Origin of the sequence: Paraburkholderia sp. CNPSo 3076 (assembly GCF_026343935.1) — a bacterium.
GTDB lineage: Bacteria > Pseudomonadota > Gammaproteobacteria > Burkholderiales > Burkholderiaceae > Paraburkholderia > Paraburkholderia nodosa.
In genome coordinates, this window is sequence record NZ_JAPMAL010000020.1 from 35,418 (window position 1) to 57,021 (window position 21,604).

14 protein-coding genes are annotated in these 21,604 nt (G+C 66.6%); 3 read left to right on the forward strand and 11 right to left on the reverse strand.

Annotation, left to right across the window (positions count from 1 at the left end; genetic code table 11):
• Positions 1–7: 7 nt before the first annotated feature.
• Genes M3A49_RS23515 through mdlC form a run of 3 tightly spaced genes read right to left on the reverse strand, consistent with a single transcriptional unit; the run spans position 8 to position 4,085 of the window.
• Complete coding sequence (locus tag M3A49_RS23515; RefSeq protein ID WP_266231245.1) at positions 8–931, reverse strand: ketopantoate reductase family protein; 924 nt, start codon at positions 929–931, stop codon at positions 8–10.
• 9 nt (positions 932–940) lie between these two features.
• Positions 941–2,392: an aldehyde dehydrogenase gene (locus M3A49_RS23520; RefSeq protein WP_266231246.1), complete on the reverse strand. Its 1,452-nt coding sequence runs from the start codon at positions 2,390–2,392 to the stop codon at positions 941–943.
• A 49-nt stretch (positions 2,393–2,441) separates the two neighbouring features.
• Complete coding sequence (gene mdlC, locus M3A49_RS23525; RefSeq protein ID WP_266231247.1) at positions 2,442–4,085, reverse strand: benzoylformate decarboxylase; 1,644 nt, start codon at positions 4,083–4,085, stop codon at positions 2,442–2,444.
• Positions 4,086–4,191: 106 nt separating this feature from the next.
• On the opposite strand from mdlC, the gene M3A49_RS23530 reads away from it, so the two are divergent.
• Positions 4,192–5,100 carry a LysR family transcriptional regulator gene (locus M3A49_RS23530; protein WP_254353075.1) on the forward strand — a complete coding sequence of 303 codons (909 nt, stop codon included), beginning with the start codon at positions 4,192–4,194 and terminating at the stop codon, positions 5,098–5,100.
• 16 nt (positions 5,101–5,116) lie between these two features.
• On the opposite strand, the gene M3A49_RS23535 is transcribed toward M3A49_RS23530, so the two are convergent.
• Genes M3A49_RS23535 through M3A49_RS23550 form a run of 4 tightly spaced genes read right to left on the reverse strand, consistent with a single transcriptional unit; the run spans position 5,117 to position 11,139 of the window.
• Positions 5,117–7,111 carry a heavy metal translocating P-type ATPase gene (locus M3A49_RS23535; protein ID WP_266231248.1) on the reverse strand — a complete coding sequence of 665 codons (1,995 nt, stop codon included), beginning with the start codon at positions 7,109–7,111 and terminating at the stop codon, positions 5,117–5,119.
• Positions 7,108–8,142, reverse strand: a complete 1,035-nt coding sequence (gene hflK / locus M3A49_RS23540; protein ID WP_266231249.1) for a protease modulator HflK — start codon at positions 8,140–8,142, stop codon at positions 7,108–7,110. The genes M3A49_RS23535 and hflK overlap by 4 nt, the downstream gene beginning before the upstream one ends.
• The gene (hflC, locus tag M3A49_RS23545) at positions 8,139–9,215 is read right to left on the reverse strand and encodes a protease modulator HflC (RefSeq protein ID WP_266231250.1); all 1,077 of its coding nucleotides are present in this window, start codon (positions 9,213–9,215) and stop codon (positions 8,139–8,141) included. Before hflC ends, hflK begins: the two co-directional genes overlap by 4 nt.
• A 37-nt stretch (positions 9,216–9,252) precedes the next feature.
• Positions 9,253–11,139 carry an SPFH domain-containing protein gene (locus tag M3A49_RS23550; RefSeq protein WP_266231251.1) on the reverse strand — a complete coding sequence of 629 codons (1,887 nt, stop codon included), beginning with the start codon at positions 11,137–11,139 and terminating at the stop codon, positions 9,253–9,255.
• Positions 11,140–11,406: 267 nt separating this feature from the next.
• On the opposite strand from M3A49_RS23550, the gene M3A49_RS23555 reads away from it, so the two are divergent.
• Both M3A49_RS23555 and M3A49_RS23560 read left to right on the forward strand, forming a co-directional pair.
• Positions 11,407–12,816, forward strand: coding sequence for a diguanylate cyclase domain-containing protein (locus M3A49_RS23555; protein WP_028208678.1), 1,410 nt, complete (start codon positions 11,407–11,409; stop codon positions 12,814–12,816).
• Positions 12,817–13,121: 305 nt separating this feature from the next.
• Positions 13,122–14,447 carry an MFS transporter gene (locus M3A49_RS23560; RefSeq protein WP_254353233.1) on the forward strand — a complete coding sequence of 442 codons (1,326 nt, stop codon included), beginning with the start codon at positions 13,122–13,124 and terminating at the stop codon, positions 14,445–14,447.
• Between the two features lie 12 nt (positions 14,448–14,459).
• Here the strand turns inward: M3A49_RS23560 and M3A49_RS23565 are convergent, their stop codons facing one another.
• From M3A49_RS23565 to M3A49_RS23580, 4 genes are all read right to left on the reverse strand, one after another.
• Positions 14,460–15,257 carry a sulfite exporter TauE/SafE family protein gene (locus M3A49_RS23565; protein ID WP_254353069.1) on the reverse strand — a complete coding sequence of 266 codons (798 nt, stop codon included), beginning with the start codon at positions 15,255–15,257 and terminating at the stop codon, positions 14,460–14,462.
• A gap of 132 nt (positions 15,258–15,389) precedes the next feature.
• Positions 15,390–15,902, reverse strand: coding sequence for an H-NS histone family protein (locus tag M3A49_RS23570; protein WP_266231252.1), 513 nt, complete (start codon positions 15,900–15,902; stop codon positions 15,390–15,392).
• Between the two features lie 233 nt (positions 15,903–16,135).
• Positions 16,136–19,606, reverse strand: coding sequence for an ATP-binding protein (locus tag M3A49_RS23575; RefSeq protein ID WP_266231253.1), 3,471 nt, complete (start codon positions 19,604–19,606; stop codon positions 16,136–16,138).
• Positions 19,607–19,609: 3 nt separating this feature from the next.
• A complete protein-coding gene (locus M3A49_RS23580; protein ID WP_266231254.1) occupies positions 19,610–20,860 on the reverse strand; it encodes a metallophosphoesterase family protein in 1,251 nt (416 codons plus the stop codon).
• Positions 20,861–21,604 lie beyond the last annotated feature (744 nt).

Genomic DNA, 21,604 nt, shown 5'->3' on the forward strand with positions numbered 1-21,604 from the left:
GGCTAGTTCATACGGATTCCTTTGCATCGACGAGGCGCACGAGATGCAGCAGCGCCGCCGTATTTGGCACGGCGATAGCACGCATGCGCGCGACCTCGACGACCGCGCCGTTGATGGCCTCGATCTCGGTCTTGCGGCGAGCGAGCACGTCCTGAAGCATCGAAGGCCGATGCGCGCGGTGATGCGTGAGCGCGTGCCGCACGTTGTCGGCCACATGTGCTTCGTTCACGGCCACGCCGTGCGCGTGCGCCACCGCCGCGACTTCCGCGACGATCTTGAGCGCGAGCGCTTCGCCGTCCGGCACGTTGGTGAGTTCGCCGACGGTGCAGCCCGTCACCGCGCACAGGCTGTTGAGCGCCGCGTTGAACGCGACCTTCTCCCAGATCGCGGCCCAGACATCGGCGTCCACGGTGCAGGCGAGGCCGGCGTCGTTGAGTGCCTGGACCGCGCGGGCAAGCATCGGCGAATGCGCGCCGTCCGCACTCATCAGGCGAATCACGCCCTGGCCGTGCGAACTCACGCGGCCAGGCCCGTTCTTGTCGGCAGGCCAGGTCGTCACGCCTATCATCACGCGAGCCGGGTCAGCGAACCGCGCGAGACGCTCGGCGTTGCCGAGGCCGTTCTGCAGCGAAAGCAACGCGGTTTGCGGCCCGAGCACGGCGTGCGCCGCGCCGAGCGCCGCCTGCGTGTGCAGCGTCTTGGTGAAAACGATCAGCAGATCGACTGGCGTGGTCGCCGCCTCCGGCCGTAACGCTTCGAGATTCGTGACGACACGCTCGCCCGCATCGGTCGTAAGCCGCAGACCGGCTTCGTTGATCGCCTTCAAGTGAGCTTCATCGACGTCGAGCAGCGTGACGCGATGGCCCGCAAGAGCGAGCAGGCCGCCAAACAGCGAACCCATCGCGCCCGCGCCGAGTATGGCGATATGCATGGCGCGCTCTTAGAACGGATAGTGGCGCGGCGCCGTCTGCAGCGTGATCCAGCGCAGTTCGGTGAATTCGGCAATCCCCGCCTTGCCGCCGAAGCGCCCAAAGCCGCTCTCCTTCACGCCGCCGAACGGCATCTGCGCTTCGTCGTGCACGGTCGGCCCGTTGATGTGGCAGATGCCCGATTCGATGCGCTGCGCGACGCGCCACGCACGCGCCGTATCGCGGCTGAACACCGCCGACGAAAGCCCGTACGCGTTGTCATTCGCGCAGGCAATCGCAGCGTCCTCGCCGCGCACACGCACGATGCCCTTCACGGGGCCGAACGATTCGTCGTGGTAGAGGCGCATCTCGAGCGTGACGTGGTCGAGCAGCGTGGCGGGCATGAGCGTGCTGTCGGCCTTGCCGCCGCATACGAGCGTCGCGCCTTTGGCGAGCGCGTCGTCGATCAGCGCGTTGCAGCGCTCCACGGTGCTCATGTCCACCACCGAGCCGAGCACGACCGGACCCTTGCGCGGATCGCCCAGCGGCAGCGCGCGGGCGCGCTCGCCGAGACGCGCGACGAAGGCGTCGGCAATGCTCTCGTCGACGATGATGCGCTCCGTCGACATGCAGATCTGCCCGGAATTGGCGAACGCGCCGAACGCGGCCGCGTGCGCTGCCGCTTCGATATCGGCGTCGTCGAGCACGACGAGCGGCGCCTTGCCGCCCAGTTCGAGCACCGATGGCTTCAGATAGCGCGCACAGGTTTCGGCGATGATGCGGCCCACGCGCGTGGAGCCCGTGAAGTTCACGCGGCGCACCTTCGGGTGCGCGATCATGGCTTCGACCACGTGCGCCGCATCGGCGAGCGCGTTCGTCACGAAGTTGACGGTGCCGCGCGGCAGGCCCGCCTCCTGCATCGCCGCGACGATGAGACGGTGCGTGGCCGGGCAGATCTCCGAACCCTTGAGCACGACGGTATTGCCGCATGCGAGCGGCAGCGCGATGGCGCGCACCGCGAGGATCACGGGCGCATTCCACGGCGCGAGGCCGAGCACGACGCCGGCCGGCTGGCGCACGCCCATGGCGAGGCTGCCGGGCACGTCGGAGGGAATCAGCTCGCCGCCGATCTGCGTGGTGAGCGCGGCAGCCTCGATCAGGCCCGCCGCCGCGAGATGCACGTTGAAGCCCGCCCAGATGCCCGACGCGCCGGTTTCCGCGGCCATCGCAGCGGCGAACGCTTCGGCTTTGGCTTCGAGCGCATGCGCGGCCCGGGTCAGCAGCGCACGCCGCTCACTCGGGCCCATGGCTGACCACACCGGAAATGCGGCGGCGGCGGCATCGACGGCGGCCACGGCATCTTCCACCGTAGCCGCGGGCGCGCGGCTCGCCACCGTGCCGTCGAGCGGATTGCGGCGCTCGAACGTCGCCCCGTTGCGTGCCTGCACCGCTTCGCCGTCGATCAGCATCGTTACGGTTTGCATGTCCTTTTTCCTCGCTTTACGTGAATTCGATGGGTTGCGCGCGCACCGTTCAGGCGACGAGCATCTCGACCAGCTTCGGGCCCTGCCCGGCCAGCGCGCGGCCAAGCGTATCGCGCAACGGCCCCGCCTCGCTCACACGCACACCGGGGCAGCCCATGCCCGCGGCCAGCGTGACGAAATCGAGCCCCGGGAGGTCGGTGCCCTGCACGGGGTCGGTCGGCGCGAAGCCGAACACGGGCGCGAAGTCCTGCAGCGCGGCGTAGCGCGTGTTGTTCAGGATGACGAAGGTAATCGGCAGCTCGAGCTGCACCGCGCTCCAGATCGCCTGGATCGAGTACATGCTGGAGCCGTCGCCGATCAGCGCGATCACGCGCTCGCCGGGCTTGGCGAGCGCCACGCCCACGGCGGCGGGCATGCCGTAGCCCAGGCCGCCGCTGTCCATCGTGAGGAAGGTGCCGGGGCGCTCGTAGGGCAGATACGTCTGCATCACCGGGCGCGAGCTGGGCGCTTCCTCGACGACGGTCGTGCCCGCGTCGCGCACTTCGGCGAGCGTTTGCAGCGCATAGGCGACCGACATGCGCTCGCCCGTCACTGCGGGCGGCGTGGCGCGCGGCGGCACGGCGCGCGGCGCGGGCATCGCACGCTCGACGGCCGGCGCGGGCCGCTCCAGTAGATCCAGCGCGCCCAGCCTCACATTGCCCACGGCGGCCATGCCCTCGGGCGTCCACGCGGCGGTGTTCGGGTCGTCGATCAACTGGCACAGCGCAGCGCCTGGCGGCACGTGCGGCCCGTGGCCCTCCACGTGATACGTGAACGCCGGCGCGCCGATCGCGAACACGAGATCGTGCCCGCTGAGCAGTTCGACGATGCGCTCGCGCATGGCGGGCAGAAAGCCCGCGAACAGCGGATGCTTTTCCGGAAAGCTGCAACGGCCCGTCATGGGGGCGACGAATACGCGCGCGCGATGGCGCTCCGCGAGCCGAACCACTTCGCCGGCCGCGCCCGCGCGATCCACCGCGCCGCCCACCACGAAGGCGGGGCGCGCGCACGCGTCGAGCGCTGCGCCGATGTTCGCCAGCATCGCGGGCTCGGGGCGCGTGGTGTGCGCGAGCGAGCGCGCGGGCACGCGTTCGGCCGGCTGGTCCCAGTCGTCCACGGGAATCGACACGAACACCGGACCGCGCGGCTCCTGCATGGCAATCGCATAAGCGCGCGCGATGGCGAGCGGCACGTCCTGCGCGCGCGCCGGCTCGATGCTCCACTTCACATAGGGCTTGGGCAGCTCAGTGGCCTGGGTGGCTGCGAGAAATGGGTCGAACGGCAAGATCGAGCGCGCCTGCTGGCCCGCCGTGACGACGAGCGGCGTGCGGTTGCGAAACGCCGTGAAGAGGTTGCCCATGGCGTTGCCCACGCCCGCCGCCGAGTGCAGGTTCACGAGCGCCGCGTTGCCGGTGGCCTGCGCATAGCCGTCGGCCATGCCGACCACGACCGCTTCCTGGAGGCCGAGCACGTAGCGGAAGTCGGCGGGAAAGTCTCGGAACATGGGCAGCTCGGTCGAGCCGGGGTTCGCGAAGACCGAGGTCATGCCCACGCGGCGCGCGAAGTCGATGACCGCGTCGCGCACGGTAAAGGCGCCGCGGGTCGCCGTGGGGTCCTGCTTCTGCTGGTTCTGCTGAGGCGCGCTGCCAGTCATCCAAGGCCTCCTGTCGAAAAAGCGCGTCGTTCAATGGAGGATCATTATCGCGACGCTACGGGTAACCGAAAATTGCGGATTTCGCCAAAAGGCATTACCTTTGGGCATGACTTACAACCTCCAGCAACTGCAGGCGTTCGCGACCATCGTCTCCGCGGGCAGTCTCGGGCGCGCGGCGGAAACGCTGCACGTGACCCAGCCCGCGCTCTCGCGCGCGATCCGCCGCCTCGAGGAGCAGGTGGGCGCGCCGCTTTTCGAGCGGCATTCGCGCGGCATGCACCTCACCGCCGTGGGCGAGGCGCTCCTGCCGCACGCCATCCTGCTGCAGCGCGAAGCCGAGCAGGCGCGCGAGGAAATCGACGCCATGCGCGGCCTCGCGCGCGGCACGATCCGCGTGGGCGCGGTGGGCAGCATTGCGAGCCTCGTGCTGCCGCTCGCCGTGAGCGGCGTGCTGCGGCGCTGGCCGGGGCTGCGCGTCGAAATTCTCGAAGGCGTGTGGGACCGGCTCGCGGATGCGCTCGTCAAACGCGAGATCGATCTCGCGCTCAGCATGGCCGTGCCCGACACCGACGAAATCGCAGCGATCAGCGATTGCCGCTGGGAGGATTCCAGCTACGTGGTGGCGGCGCACGATCATCCGTTGCGCGCGAAGCCCGAACTCACGCTCGCGGACACCCTGAACGAACAATGGGCGATTCCGCCGCGCGGCACGGCGCCGTTCGAGCACATGGAGCAGGTCTTCGCGGCGCAAGGGCTGGGCCTGCCGAACGTGGTGGTGCAAACGCGCTCGATCACGGCGCTCAAAAGTCTCGTGGCGCGCTCGGGGTTCCTGAGCTGGATGGCATCGACGATGTACCTCACGGAAAGCAAGGCGGGCGTGTTCGATACGCTGGACATGCCGGGGGTGGAGGGCCGGCGCATGCTCACCGCGTTTCGCCGGCGCCACGGCATTCTGCCGAGCCCGGCGGTGAAGCTGCTGGAGCAGCTGCGCACCTTGACGGCGGTGCCGCACTAACGCAGTTCGTCGTTCGTCACTCCTCGCGCAGGAGACGCCCCGCGTTCGCGATCACCACGAACGTGCCCACGTTGTGCAGCACCGCGCTCGCCACGGCGCTCACCACGCCTAGCGCCGCCAGCGTGATGACGGCCACCGTCCACGCGAGCCCGATCGCCGCATTCGCCGTCGCAATGCGCCGGCAGCGCCGCCCGAGGCGCACGCTGTCCGGCACCCGGCGCAGGTCGTCGGCGAGCAGCACAATATCGGCGGCGGCCACGGCGATATCGATGCCGCGCTCGCCCATCGCCACGCTGGTCGCGCCGGCCTTGATCGCAAGCACGTCGTTCAGGCCGTCGCCGACCACCATCGGGCGGCGCCCCGCGCCGATCTCGCCCAGCACATAGTCGAGCTTGTCGTGCGGCAGCGCATGCGCCACCACGGTGTCGATGCCCACTTCGGCGGCCACGCGGCGCGCCACACGCTCGCGGTCGCCCGTGAGCAGCGTCGCACGCTCGATGCCGAGCGCACGCAGCCCGTCCAACGCGTCGCGGGCTTCCGGGCGCACCGTGTCGGCAAAACCGAACCATGCGAGCAGACGGCCATTCAGCGCGATGCCTGCGCATGGGCCGTCCAGCTCCGCAGGCATCGGCGGCAGCACGCTCACGTATTGTGCGAGCAGGTCATGGCGGCCCAGCACGGCTTCGCCTTCCGGCACTGTCGCGAGCACGCCGAGTCCGCGCATCTCGCGCGCGTGCGGAGGCGGCGCGGTGTGCGGCGTTCCCGGCGCGCCGTAGCGCAACAGCGCGCGACACACCGGATGCGCGCTGACCTGGGCGAGCTGCACGGCCAGCGCCAGCGTGCCGGCTTCGTCCGCGCCCGGCTGCAGCACCACCGTCGTCACGCGCAACTCGCCGTGCGTGAGCGTACCCGTCTTGTCGATCACGAGCGTATCGATTTCGGCCAGCGCGTCGATAAAGGCCGCATTCCTGAACAAGATCCCGCGGCGCGCGCCCGCCGCAATCCCGGCGATCGCGGTGGAAGGCGCCGCCAGCACGAGCGCGCATGGGCAGGCGGCGACGATCACCGCCAGCATGGCCGAAGCGTTCGCGCTCACGAACCACACGATCGCCGCGATCAGCAGCACGAGCGCGAGGTACGCGTCCATATAGCGTTCAAGCGCCTGCGTGATGGGCGGCTTCGCGGCCTCCGCACGCTGCATCAGCTCGACAACTTTGCCCAGCGTCGAGGCCTTGCCGACGTGCGTGATCTCTACGCGCAGCGGGCCGTCCAGATTCATCGCGCCGCCGAAGACGCGCGCGCCCTCGCCCGCGTCCTGCGGCAACGATTCGCCCGTGATCGGCCCGTTGTCGATGGCCGAGCGGCCGTGCCGCACGATGCCGTCCGCGGGCACGCGCGAGCCGGGCAGCACATCGACGACGTCGCCGGGACGCAGCGCGTCATAGGGCACGGTCTCGATCGCGCCCGTGGTGCTCACGCGCCGCACGTCGCCGGCAGTGAGGCGGCCTAGCGCCCGGATCGCCTCCTGCGAGCCGAGCACGCTGCGCTCTTCGAGCGCGTGGCCGAAAGTCATCACGATGGGCAGGAGCGCGGCCGTCGTCATGTCGCCCACGGCCCACGCGCCCAGCATGGCGAGCGCGATGAGCCGGTCGGTCACGCCGTGCAGACAAGGCGTCCTGAGGCTGCGCCACGCGCCCGCGAACACGGGCGGCGCGACCACGAGCGAGGCGACCGCCGCCAGCACTTGCGCGAGCGTGGCGTCGCCGCGCGCCAGATGCGGCCACGCGAGCGAGAGCAGCAGCAACGCGCCCGCGAACAGCGCGAGCAACGTGTGGCGCGTGATGGCGCGGCGCTCGGCTTCCGACATGACGAGCGTGGCGACGGATTGCCCTGCGTGACCGTCGTGACCTCCGTGCCCTTCGCGCGCATGATCGGGTGCGGGCTCCGATCTGGCTTCCTGTGCGGCGCCGGGTGCGCGATGACTCGCCGGCGTGTCGTATGGCGTGGTCATGGCGCGCGCCCCGGTAGCACGAGGCTCGATGCGTCGTTGGGGTCGAGCGTCGTCACGCGCGCGGCGTGCGCGAGCACCGCCTGCACGCGGTCGCGATACGCGCGCGCGAGCAGCCCCGGATCGCGGTTCGCGCCGAGCGCCGCTTCGAGCTGTGCGATCGTCGAGGTTTCCGACTGCGCCGTCGCCACGCGCTCCGCCGCGCTGGCTTGCGCGTCCTGCACGATGCGGTCGGCGCTTTGCTGCGCGTGCTGCCGCGTCTTTTCGGCGAGCGTGCGCGCCTGCGCGACATCGCGTTCGGCGTTCTGCAGCGAAGTCAGCACCGCGTTGAACGCATCGACAGCCGAGGCCGGAAACGACGCTTGCAGATCCATGCGCGAGACCTCGATGCCGAGCCCCGCGTGCGCGGCCGTCAGCGCGTCGAGTTGACGCTGGACCGCGCGCGCGAGATCGCCACGCAATTGTTCGCGGCGCGCGGCCATCTGCTGATCGGCGGCCACCATCTCCGGGCGCGCGACGAGGATTGAATCGAGGTCGCGTTGCGCGGCGGTTTGCGCGACCGCGGCCGAAACGATGCGCTCGAGCGCGGCGTCGAGATGCTCGAGCTGCAACGCATACGCGTAAGGGTCGCTCACGCGGTAGAACAGCGTCGCGCTCACCTGCACGACGCCGTTGTCGCCCGTGAGCACGTAGCCGGAACCCGCGAGCGCGTCGCTGGCATCGCTCAATTGCGCGGGCGCCGCGGGATCGCGCGTGAGCGAGACGATGCGCCTCTCGAGCACACGCTCGCTGCCCGGCACGAGCAGCACCGTTTCGAACGGCCGCGGCAACGCGACGAGCAGCCCCGCGCCCTGGCTGCGCACGTAGGCGCCAAAGCGCATCACGACGGCGCTCCTGTCGGCGGGAATGCGGCGCACGTTCGACGTGGCCCACGCGAGCGCGGCCAGCACCGCCAGCGCCGCCACGAACCAGAATGACAGACGCACCGCCTGTGCGCCAGGTCCGAGCGCCGGAAAATTGTCGCTCGCGCTCATGGCGTGCGCCCGCGTGCGTGCGCAGTGGTTGCGGGCGCAACGACTGCACCCGACGGCGCCGTGGCCGCACCGAGCCCGGGCGGTCCCTGCACCAGCGCGCGGAACGGCGCGGCGTCGGTGCGCAGGATCAGGTTCGTGTTGCTGTTGACGACCGTCCCGAGCGTGTCGAGCGAGCGCAGCATCGTGTAGAGCTGCGGATCGGCGGCGTAGCTCTTGCCGTAGATCGCCGCTGCATCCTTGCGCGATTGCGCCTCGATATCGGCGGCTTTCACGTTGGCGTCGGCGATCAGCACGCGCGCGTCGCGATCGGCGTCCGAGCGGATCTGCGCCGCTTCGCGCAGGCCTTCGGCCGTGCGCTGCGCGGCCACGGTCTCGCGCTCGGCGCGCATGCGATCGACCGTCGCGGCCAGCGTCACGGCGGGCAGCGTGAGACGCTCGAGACCCACCTGCACGACGTGCACGCCATAGGCCGCATACACCTGCGCATCGACCTGGCGGCGCAGCGCCTCTTCGAATGCACCGATGCGGACCTGCGACGGATCGGTGTTCACGAGCGACGCGAGATCGAAGCCGGCCGACGTCGTCTGCAAGGCCGAGCCGACCAGTGAGCGAATCTGGCGCGCGGCTTCGTCGGGTTCGTTGCGTACGGCGCGTACGAAGCGGCCAATGTCATTCGCGTTGGCGGGCACGCGCCATGCCACATACGCCTGCACGATGATGCGCAGACCATCGCGCGTGCCGACGTCCTGCAGGCCGCTCGAGGTCGTGTGCAGACGCAGGTCCACCGGCACCGCGGCCTCGATGGGCGCGGGCAGGCGCCACGCGAGGCCGGGCCGCAGCAGCACGCGCACGGGGTCGCCAAAGCGCGTGACGACGGTGGCCTCGCCCTCGCGCACCTGCACGACGCTCGCCACGATGAGCGCGACGATCACGCAGAACAGCGCGAACGCCACGCGCAACGCAAAACGCCGCGGATCTACGGGCGCGAGTCCACCCGTGCCACCGGAGCTGCCTGCGCCGTGGTCATGATGATGATGAGAATGCGCATCGCCGTGCGTATGCAAAAGGCTCACTGTCGAATCACCTTGCTATATATATAGGGGTAGCGGGTCACCACGCCTTTTTCATGCCTGCCGCCGTAGCCGGGCTCAGCGTGCGCAGGTCGATCGTCGCGCGGCTGCCGCTCGCGAGCCGGTCGTCGATCACGGTTACGCTCGCGTTTTTCAGCCCTTTTTGCAGGCTGTGCAGGTAATACTCGAAGCCGAATGCCGGGCCCCCGAGCTGCTGCGCGATCACATCGGCGTCGAAGCCGATCTGCTGGGCGCGCGCGGCGGCAAGCGTGTCCGCCGCGTTTGCGCTGCCCAGCGCGACGGTCTCGATCGCCTGCTGCTGCGCTTGCCCGAGCGCGGCTGCCGCAAAGCCGTGCGCCTGCACCACACTGGCCTGCGCGCGAATCTGCGCGGCCTGCACCCCGTGATACGCGGCGGCCGCGCCCGCGGGCGGATGCACACTCTCGATCACCACGGCCACGACCTCGATGCCACTCGCGAGCCGGTCCAGCTCGTGCTGCACAGCACCGCGCAACGCACCGGCCATGGCCGTTTGCGGCGTGTCGAGCAGCGACGGCAGCGTACGCGACGCGAGGTAACGCACGACCTCGCGGTTCGCGATCGAGCGCACCGTGTCGTCCATGTCGACCGCTCGATAGAGCGAGGCGCGCGCCGCTGCGTCCGTAAGGCCGACTCGATACTCGAGCCGCACGTCCGCGCTCACGATCTGGAACGCCTGCTGGGCGCCGCTAGTGCCCGCGATCACCTGAGTCGTCTCCCAGGGATGCGCCACGTCCCAGAGGCGATTCAATTGCGCGGGCGTGTCGCCATCCGCGGCAACGGCGGGCGCGGCGCGGCTGCTGTCGTTCGCGCTGCCCGAGACGATCAGTTGATGGACCGCGCCGTTGTCGATCACGCGCACGCGGCCGAAGGGCCAGGGCAGGCCCACATGCAGGCCCGGCTGCCACACCGCGACAGGTGCGCCGAAGCGCTCATACACGGCGCGCTGATCGGGGCCGAGGATCGTCACGCCGCCGAGTAACCAGCCTGCCGCCACCATGGCCACGAGCGCGCCTGGCAGGAGGCGCACGAAGCTCTGGAGCGCCCAGTTCTGCCCCAGATCGATGCCATAGCGCATACGCAATTGGGCATTGAGTGCGGCGACCGGACGTGCCTGCACGCTCAGCACGCCCGCGATGCTGCTATGCAGGAAGCGGCCCTCGTCGGGCATTGCCAACGCGGCGTGCAGCGCACGCAGACCGAGTTCGACAGCAATCGCGCCAGAAAGCAGGGCGACGATACGCACGAGCCACGTGAGCGCCTCGCCCGCATAAGCCAGCGCCGCCACCGATGCCGCCATACTCAACGCAGCGACGAGCACCACGCGCAACAGGCCCGCGAGCGCGGCGGATTCGCGCGACTGCGCGGCGCGCTGCGCATGAAAGCGCTCGGCCACGAGCGCGGCAAACGCGATGACGAGCGCAGCGGCTCCCGCGACGAGAAAAGGCGCGGATGCACGTTGCGAAACCGTTGGCGCCAAGGCGGGAGACGTCCACGCAGAGATGGCGAACGCGAGCGAAACGAGTGCGGCGATCGGCGCGATCCACCCTTGCCACGGAAGCGACCGCAGCAGGCCGCGCATGTCGGCGGCCTCCGAATTGCGCTGGAACGCGAGGCGCAAAAGGCGCAGCGAAGTCTTCGAGACCGGTTCGCCGGCTGGCGCGCGCGCCGCCAACAGCCGCGCGCCGAAGACGACGATGAAGAAGTTGAGGCACGCGCTCGACATCACGGCGCATAGGCGCGCATCGAACGGCAGAGCAGAAGCGAAGGCGAGCGCGCCGAACACGCAAGCCAAGCCCAACGCGGACCAGCCAAGCCTCGTCTGGCCCGCACGACCACCGAGCCAGCCATAGCCTTCGCGGTGGTCGCGCGATACGCGATGCATCATCAGCAATCCTTACATGCAAATTACATGAAACAGGCCCGCGCGTGGCGACCACCGATCGCGCGATGCTGAAATTCGCGCGCCCAATGTAGCGCGCTCAAAACCGAAACTCAATATAACTGGGCCCGTGCATCCGTGCCCCACTATTTAGCCGATTCGGAGCACAATACCTTCAGTCAATTTAGTCTGCTTTCCGGACGCGAGCGGCCCCTCACGCTGTCACGCCACGATCACCATTCTCGAGCTGCGCATCAACCCAATAGTCATCGTATGGACGGCTTGCTGATCGGTCCGGCAACACGCAGGCAGGCGCTCTTCGCCAGCGTATGCGCGTTTGCGATCCTCCTCACGCTCGCGCTCGCGGCGCCGCATGCGCGCGACACTTTGCCCGGCATCGCCCCGTTCATGCCGATGTGCGCGCTCACGGTGTTCACCACGTCGAGCATCGCGGCATTCCTGCTGGGCGCGCGTTTCGCGGCTACGCGCGTGGCCATGCTCGCCGCGCTGGGCGGCGCCTACGCGTTCACGGCCATTACCGTTGCGCTGCAGCTATTGATGTTTCCTGGCGTGTTCGCGCGCACGGGGCTGCTCGGCGCGCTCCCGCATAGCGCGGCATGGATGTGGGTGTTCTGGCACGCGGGCTTTCCCGCGCTCGTCATCGTGGCCGAACTGGTGAGAAAGCGCCTGCCCGCCCCGCCGTTCGCCCGCGAACGTCTCGACGCACGCGGCTGGCTGCTGATCGCAGGCCCGGCGGCAGTCGCGGCCCTGCTCGGCGTGCTCGTCACGCACGTCGATCTCGCCGCGCCGTTTCGCGACGTTGCGAACGCTGCGCCGGCCGCTGCTTCCTCGCCGGCGTCGGCCATCGCGAACAATCTCGCGGGCTTGGTGATTTGCGCGCTCAACCTGATCGCCATCGCACTCGTGCTGCTCAAGGGACGGCTGCGCCTCGTGCTCGATTTGTGGATCGTGGTGGCGCTGCTCGCCTCGCTCGTCGACGCCGCGCTCAATACGCTCAGCATCGAGCGCTTCACGGTGGGCTGGTATGTCGCGCGCGTGTTCAGCATGTTCGCGCCTGGCGTGCTCGTGTGCGTGCTCGTGTGGGAAGTGACGGCGCTCTATCGCCAGCTCGCCGAAGAGCACGCCACGCTGATCCGCGCCTCCGCGCGCGATGCGCTCACGCGGGTCTACAACCGCAGCTATTTCGACGAGCAGTTTCGCCAGGCCTTCGAGCGCGCCGCGCGCAGCGGCCAACCGCTCTCGCTCGTGATGCTCGATGTCGATCACTTCAAGCACTACAACGACGCCTTCGGCCATCTGCACGGCGACGCCTGCCTCGGCGCCGTAGCGGGCGCGCTCGCCGCCACGCTTGCGAGCACGCTGCACGCGCCAGGCGGCTTCGTCGCGCGCTATGGCGGCGAAGAATTCGCGCTCGTCCTGCCCGATACCGGAGCGGACGAAGCCGCGGCGCTCGCCGAACGCGCACGCGCCGCCGTCGAGCAGCTCGGCATTCCCTCTCCCGCCGCAGGCGGCCTCGTCACGGTGAGCGCTGGCTGCGCCACGCGCGACGCGATCGTTGCGTCGTCCCCCAATGCGCTGATCGAAGCCGCCGATGCCGCGCTGTATGCGGCCAAACACGCCGGCCGCAACCGCGTGAGCCACACAGGTGCGAGCATCGCGTAAAGCGTGCCGATTCGTTGCCGCTTGCGTTGGCATAAGCGGCATTGCGAAGCGCGGCATTGCCATAAGCGCAACGCATTTGGGTTTCAACCAGGTGCTTCCATGTCAATGCATCAATAAAGTGCGTGCTATGGCCTGTATCGGCATTTGCATACGTCGCGCGCAACCCATGCAAAGACATCGACGCAGGCACATTTTGCTCCCTACACGCTTTCAAAATGTAATGAGGAATCGGGATGTCCATTGAAAAATCGGCGGAAATTGCCGCCCGCTTCGACCGGCTGCCGCCGTCGCGCACAGTCTGGTCGATGGTGATCCTGCTGTCGCTCGGCGGCGTATTCGAGTTTTACGACCTCTTCTTCACGGGCTACGTCGCGCCCGGCATGGTGCATTCGGGTCTTTTCACACCGGAATCGCTCGGCTTCTTTTCCGCACTCGGGCCGCTCAAGGTGGCCGGCTTCGGCACTTTCGTGTTCTCGACCTTCGCCGGGCTGTGGGTCGGCGCGCTCGCGTTCGGCCAGGTCGCTGACCGGTTCGGGCGGCGCATGATCTTCACGTGGTCGCTGATCTGGTACATCGTCTGCACGGCGATCATGGCGTTTCAGACGAGCGGCCAGGCGCTCAATATCTGGCGCTTCATCGCCGGCATCGGCATTGGCATCGAGCTCGTGACCATCGACACGTACATTTCCGAGCTGATCCCGAGCGGGGAGCGCGGCCGCGCCTATGCGGTCAACCAGTTCATCACGTTCAGCGTGGTGCCCGTAGTCGCGTTTCTCGCCTATATCCTCAAGGACTCGCATCCTATTGGCCTCGACTACTGGCGCGTGGTGATCCTGATCGGCTCGGTGGGCGCGGTGGTGGTGTGGTTCCTGCGCCGCAGTATTCCCGAAAGCCCGCGCTGGCTCGCGCGCAATGGCCGTGAGGACGAAGCGGAACGCATCGTTGCCGACATCGAGCGGCGCGTTGCCGCCGAAACGGGCACGGCTTTGCCGCCGCTCGGGGCGATCTCACTTGAAAAGGCCGGGCGCGGCTCGCTTGGCGAAATATTGCGTGCGCCGTATTTGCGGCGCACGGTGATTCTGTCGATTTTCAACATGGCGCAGGTGATCGGCTTTTACGGCTTCGCCGCATGGGTGCCGACGCTGCTGATCGCCCGAGGCGTCCATATCACGCAAAGTCTTGCGTACGCCTTTGTGATTGCCATCGCCAATCCGTTCGGACCGCTGATTGGCGTGTGGTTCGCCGACAAGCTGGAGCGCAAGACGCAGATCGTCGGTGGCCTCCTCATCATGGCGATCGTGATTACGCTATTCGCGCAAGCCACGCAGCCGTGGGTGCTGATCGTGCTGGGCGTGCTGTTCACGCTCGCTTCGAACGTGATGTCCTACGCCTATCACGGTTATCAGGCCGAGCTTTACCCTACGCGTATCCGCGCTCGCGCCGTCGGCTTCGTGTATTCGTGGAGCCGCATTGCCGCCGCGTTCGCGGGGCTCGCCATCGGCATCCTGCTCCATCATTACGGTGTGCCTGGCGTAGCGGTGTTCATTGGCGCTTCGATGGTCGTGGGCATCGTGATGATTCTGCTTGGGCCGGTGACGCGCGGGCTCTCGCTCGAAGCGATCAGCCATTGAGTCAGGCGATCGTCAAAACAGGACGTGCGATTTGACGATCATTTGTACGGCTGCGGCCAGCACGCACACGAGCACGACCACGCGAAACGCGAGCGGATGCAGGTTGTCGCGCAACGGTCGAATGAGCAGCATGCCCGCGATGGCGGGCACGCTGGCCGCCGCCGAAATCGCGAGATCGACGAGATTGGCTTGCGCGCCGTGGCTGAACGCCGTGATGAGCGTGATGACCGAAACGACGAGAATGATCGCAATCTGTTTTGTGAAGGCGCGGCCCGTGGCGCCCGACGCGATCAGATACATGGCGAGCAACGGCCCCGGCACGGCGGCGATGCTCTCCATGAGCGCCGCCCCAAAACCGAGCACGAAACCCACTGGCTTCGCGAGCGCAGGCGCGAGTTTGAAACGCGGCGAGACGAGCAAAAGCAACGCCGCCACGATCAACGCCACGCCCGAGGCCGCCTGGGCGTGATGCGGCTCCAGCGCGATCAGCACCGACACCCCAATCACATTGCCGATTACGGTGCCAATCAATGGCGCCGCGATATTGCGCACGGTAGGCAGCATTTCGCCCCCCTCCAGCGCCTGCGGAATATTGCCGAGAATGATCGGCATGGACAGCAGCAGCACCGCTTCCTTGACCGGCAAAAAATGCGTGACGATGGGCATGGCCACGAGCGGCACGCCAATGCCGGTCACGCCCTTCACCATACCGCCCAGCAAGAGCGCAACCGCAATGCCGAGCAATTGAAGTAGGTCGAGCGACTGCAGATGGGGCGCGAGAAGGCCCGAGGATAATGAAAGGCCGGACATCGGTGACAATCAGGGCAATAGGCGCGCGTCGTTTCGCGCCGCTCATGTGAAAGTGGCCGCGGGCGTCGAAACGCGGGCGCGGCCACCGGTTCGCAAGCGAATATCGCTTATGCGCTTTTCTCAGCGGCTTTATTAAGCAGCCGCTGCGGCTTGTGCCGGCTTTGCGGCAGCTCTACGGCCCGCAGTTTTACGCGCCGCCCGTTTTGCGGGTGCGGCTTTCTTCGCGGGCGCGGCCTTGGCGCGCTTCGCCGCGGTCTTTTTCACCGCCGCCGCATTGGCGCGCGGTTTGCGTGCAACCTTGGTAGCGGCCATTGCCGCGCTGCCGTCGATCAGGAATTTCGAACGGTCTTTCACGTCGCGAATCCATGCCGGCGCACGGCCGCGGCCCGTCCACGTGGCGCCCGTTTTCGGATCGGCGTATTTGGCCGCAACGGTGCGCTTTGCACCGGCGGCATTGACGCCTTTACCAGGCTTGCGGCCGCGCTTCTTGCCGATAAAACGGTCGATGTCGGCCACGCTCAGGCCATGTCTGGCCATCAGATCGCGAATTTTCGTGAGACCGACCGACGCTTGTTTTTCCACGATCGATTCGGCCTGCTTTTGCAGCTTTGCGATCTTCGATTGAATTGCATCCAGGGTGACCATTCACACCTCCTTATTCACGGTTTTTACGGACACCCTTCAACCGTCACTGGCCGATCGAATTGCGATCTTGTTGGCCGGGGCGTCGCGAAAGACAGGGTGATTATGAAGTCAAATCACGCATGCTGGCAAATTTAAACGAATGTTTTGTAGTGGAAAACATGTTTCCTGATCAGACTATTGATCATTCCGCAAACAAAGTCCCCATGAATTTTCATTGAGCAACATTCGCACCGCTACGCAACGGCAGGCGCGCGCTGCAATTCGACGACATTGACCTGCGCGCCAAATATCTCGCGAATCATGGGCAAAAGGTGATCATGGTGCGTGAGAAACAACACCTGGGTTTTCGCGGAGAGATTCCGTAATGCCGCGAAACCGGCCTTTGCGCGCTCGTCGTCGAAATTGATGAAGAGGTCGTCGGCAACGAAGGGCAGCGCCGCCTTGTTCACCAGTTGCAATTCGAGGGCCGCGATGCGCAGCGCGAGAAAAAGCTGGTCGCGCGTGCCTTCACTCATTCCACTCACTTCCACGGTTTTGCCATTGCTGCGGCGCGCATGCAATGCGGGCGGATTGCGTTCGTTATCCACTACGAGCCTCGCGAAATCACCGAGCGTGAGTCCGCTGAATATTTCACCCGCGCGACGCAGCATCGGCCCCTGCTTCTGGTCGCGATAGCGATCCGTTGCCCATTTGAGCAGGCGGCTCGCAGTCGCGGCTTCGAGATATTGCTCCGCGGCTTCGCCCATTGCGCTCAGGGCTTCCTGGCGCTTTGCTTCGGCGAGCGCGGCATTGGCCTGGCCGTTGATCGCGTCGAACGCCTGCCTCGCGCTCACCTGTTGCTGCAGGCACTCGCTCAACGCGCGCTCGCCCGTTTCGCGTTTCTGGTTCACGGTCGCGAGCAGCGCGGGCACCTCGGTGATGGGCTGCTCCGCGATCTCCGCTGCGATGGCCTCCTGCGCAAGGCCGTCGCCTTCGCGCACGAGCGTGTCCCGCGCCGCCGAGATCGCTTTCGACAGCGCGCGGCGCGCGTGGGAACGCTCGGCGAGCGGCAATGCCGCATCGATTTCGTCCACGCCCGCGAGCTTCAGAATGGGCTCGATGCGCGCCTGTGCGCCCGCCACCGCCGCCGCGGCATCGGCTACGCGCGTGCGGGCAACCTGCACGTCGGCATCGGCCTGGGCGAGGGTTTTCGCCGTTTCGCGCGCGGTAGCGAGTCGCGCTGCAAGCTGACGCGTCACGTCAATGCCATCGCTCGACGCGGGCCAATCGGGCGCGAGCACCTCGGCGAGGCGGCGCGCGTCGGTTTCCAGCATCGCTAATTGTGTGCGGATCGCACGAATGCGGTTGCGGGGTGCTTCGGCGTCCGAAAAAGCGGCTGCAATGGCATTGGCGAGTTCAACGGCGCCTTCCGCCGCCGCGAGCGTTGCCGCGCGCGCGCCGAGATTCGCTTGGGCGAGCGCCTCGCGCCATTGCGTCTGCCACTTTGCATAGGCATCCTGTTCAATCGTCAAACGGGATTGCGCAGCTTCGCTCGCGCGTTCGGCGTCGCGAATGTGCGCTTCGAGACCTTCGCGCTGCACGGCGCTCTTTTGAGCCGATTGCACGACGGTTTCGGCCACGCCGATCAATGTCGTCAGCGCATCGTCTTCATTCGCTTGCGCCACGGGGCGCAACGTTTCGAGTAGCGCCGCATGCGCGGCGATGCGCGCCGCTCGACGCGCCTCAAGCTCGCTCCCGCGACGATCGCTTTCGCTCTGTGCATTGAGTGCCGCTTCGCGATTCGCGAGCCACGCGCCCATATCCGCAAGCGGCATGCCAGGCAGTTGCGTGTCGATTGCAATTTGCGTCCAGGTAATGCGAAAGGCTTCGAGTTCGCGCTCGCGTTCGCGTAATGCTGCAAGCTTGCGCTGCGCATTCGCGCGCGCTATTTCGACTTGCTGACGCAAATTCTGCAATGTGGCCGCCGCCTGCGAAGTGCCGAGCTGCGCGTCGACGAGTTCGTCGGCGAGGCGCATCGCGTCGTCCACGGCAGGCGCACCCTCCGCGAGACTGACGCGCGCCGCCTTGACTTCGTCCCACGCACGATCGCGGCGCGTACGCGCCGCCTGGACTTGCGTGGTCGTCACAACCTTGTTGCCCTGCGTGAAATGCGTCTCCTGCAGTTCGAAACGCTCGACATCTTCTTGCGCGGCCGCGGCCGCTTCTCGCGCTGCGGCCACCGCGCTCATGCGCTCGGTTTCTTCCTTTTGCAGGGCGGCCAGGCGCGTGGCCGATGGCAGGTCGAGCGCGCGCAGCGCTGCCACCGGCTTGCTCCACTGGCCCAGTAGTTGGCATTTCTCTTCAACCGTGCGCTGCGCATCCGCCAGTTCGCGCTCGAGCGCGCTTTCCTTCGTCACGCTGTTGCGGAATTCGCGCGCATCGTCGAGCGCGGCGTGCAACGCATGCGGCACGTCGATGCCGGGCAGGCGCACAAGCTGCTCCTGCAGTTGTGCGAGCTTGCGCGTCTGTTCGTCATGTGCCTCGCGCGCCGTCGTGAGCGCCTGCTCGCGAAGACCGTGATCGCGCAGCAGGTTCGTCACCGTCTTCAGCGCGAGCGCGCCCGGCAACGCCGCGCGCAATGCGGCTTCGTCATCCGGCCAGCCAAGCTGTGCCGCAGCCGCGAACGCGGCGTCGAGATGGTTGCGGATCTCGGTTTCACGCACCAGCAATTCGCGCGGATGATTGACGCATTCGCCGCGCAGCGCGTCGAGCGCGTCGATTTCAGCGGCGAGCGCAAGTGCCGCACGATCGGGCTCGATCGCACCACGTGACGCTTCTTTGCCGGCTAGATCGGCCTGGCGCGCTTCCTGCACTTTGCGCTCGGCGGCAATGTCGGCTTGCGCCTTTAACAGATCGGCATGCGCGGTGGGCGGTAAATCGACGACCTCGCCCAATGCGGCCAACTCGTTCTGCTTGAGCGAAAGCTCTTCTATATAGGGAGCGAGGCGGCGCACGCGTTCGAGCGTCGAGCGCTGCGACTCGAGACTGCGCTGTTCGGCGCGCAAATGCTCGATTGCCTGTTCGACCGCTTCAAGTGCGTCTTTCTTCTCGACCCAATCGCGCGTGCGCACCTGCGCGGCCTTCAGTTCGCTCGTTGCCTCGGCGAACGACGTTTCCGCCTGTGCGTACGCACTGCCGCTGCGTCGTGGAGCCCAAAGTTCAGCCGCGCGATTCTCGAGCTCCTCGCGCACGGGCCCGAGGCTCCCTACACCCGCCGCCGATTCGAACAACACCTGGCCGAGCTTGTCCGATGCGTCGAGAATGCTGCGCCCGCCTTCAACGAGCCGCGCGTGATCGAGGCCGAACATCTGCTCGAAGAACTCCTTGCTCGTGCCATCGAGAAATGCGGCGAGAAAGTCGTCGGGCAGTTTGTCGTCTTGCGGGGAGCGCAGCGAGTTGCGGCCGCGCGCGCGATGAAATCGTTGCTCGGCCGCGCCGTTTTCCAGCACGCCGCCAATGCGCAATTCCGGCGTGTTATGGAGAAAATCGAGCGGCGTTTGCAGGCGCATGCCGAACAACAACTCCGACACCGCGGTCCGCACTGTGGACTTGCCCGCTTCGTTCGGCCCCACGATGACGTGGAAATCGTGCGCCGCGTGGGGAAACGGCAGGGTCGTATCGGTGAACTTGCCGTATTTGATCAAATCGAGTTGCTTGAGACGCACCGGTCATTCTCCCGTGGAAAGGCGCGCAAGCAGCGCGGGGCCGACCTGCTCCACCAGCGCGGCGAGTTTGCTCTCGCGGGCGAGTTCGAGCAGTGGCGCGTCTTCTTTCACTTCGCTGCGCACCTTGCCGACGAAGGCGCGCAAATCGCGTTCGAGCAGCGCGAGAAATTCGGCGTCTTGCGTGGCGGCTTCGAGTAGCAGTTTGAGATCGGCGAGCGCTTCGATCTGCTCGTTCTGTGCAGCAGCCGTATCGGCCGCGCTCGTTTCGAGCTTGACCTTTTCCAGCCACAGCTTGTCATTGCCGATAATGCCGATCTGGTTGAGCACTTCAGCGCGCAATTGCGTAGCGCGCCCGAAAAAGAGTCCATGTGCCGGCGACTTGCCCGTCACCGTGACGCGCACCGCGCGCGGCACATGCGCGTCTACGGACAGCAGCGTTTCGAGCGCAGCGCCGATCTTGCGCGACAGATCCGCGACGCTTTCGCAGTCGCTCGCATCGACACGCACCGACTCCCAGCGCAGCACGTCGAGATAGAGACGCTCGACCTCCGTGCGGCCGCCCTCGACGTTCACGAGCACGGCGCCCCGGCGTCCCGTTTCGCGGATGTGCCGGCCCTGCAGATTGCCGGGGAATACGATGGTCGACGCTTCCGCCCACTGCTGAAATTCGTGGACGTGGCCGAGCGCCCAGTAGTCGTAGCCCTTCGCGTGCAATTCGGAACGCGTGCATGGCGCGTAGGTCGCGTGCGCGGCATAGCCTTCGAGCGCGGTGTGGAGCACACCGATGTTGTAGTAACCGGAAACCGGCGATGGGTAGCCCACGGCGAGATTCTCCACCACGACCTTGTCCTTGAAGCTCTGTCCATGCAGCGCCACCTTGATGTCGTGCAGCGCGTGGGTTTCAGGCTTGCGATGATTGAACACCACCACGTTGTCCGGCAATGTGAGCTTCCTGGTCATTTCGCTTTCCGCGTCGTGGTTGCCCCACAACGCGAAGACGCGAATGCCGGCCTTGCGCAGACGTCCCATCTGCTGGCCGAAGAAGATGCCGGTGTTGTGGTCCTTCCAGTCGCCGTCGTAGAGATCGCCGGCGATGACGACGAACGCGACCTCTTCTTCGATGGCCCGATCGACGAGCAGGCGCAACGCCTCCCGCGTGGCATTGCGCAATTGGGCGACCGGCGCATCGGGATAGGCGCTCAGGCCATGTAGCGGGCTGTCGAGGTGTAGGTCTGCCGCGTGGATGAACTTCACGACGTGTCCTCTATTGTGTTTGCGGGCGCTGGATGGAGAAAGGGCGATTGATGTTTGATCGCGCGAACGGCAAGTGATGCGCGCTGGCGATTTGGGCATGACTGTGAGCCCGGATCGCGAAGCCCTGGAGTGGGGCTCGGCAATGGGGCCCAATTTTAATCGACGCGGGTGGGTCGGATTCGGGTAATGTCGTGCGTCGAGGGGTGAAGCGCTGCTTCGCACATTACTTCGCCCCAAGTTCGAGAACTACAAAATACGTAGTGAAATATACGATTAGTGCCGATGAGGTGGGCTTTAGCTCGTTGGCGACCATTCTGATCGTGTTTCGGGGTCGGAGAGCCGTTATACCCGTGAAACAAGTACTAGAATTTGGATTGTTTCAGGCATGAAACGCCCGATGGATAAGAGTTTCGCCGATTTCTCAGTTTAGAGAGAAATGTTTCACGCTAGTTGATGGCTTTCTGAGGCAGGATCGGCGCGGCGCGCCGTTTAGCTTTCTGCGATGGTGCTGTTGTTCTCCTCGTTTAGGTCGATGTGCGGTTGGCTCGCTTATCTGAGGTGCTCGACTCCTCTGCTGTATTTCCTCGATGTTGGCGCACCGATCGCTACTTTGCTTTCTCGTTCTAGGTGGCCGGAGCACTGGGCGCGCGTCCTACGTTGCTCGCCTCGTCCTCGGTGGCACTGAACGGATTTGTCGGTTAGTTGCATTTGTGATACCCGGCTGTTGAACGGATGAAGGGGATT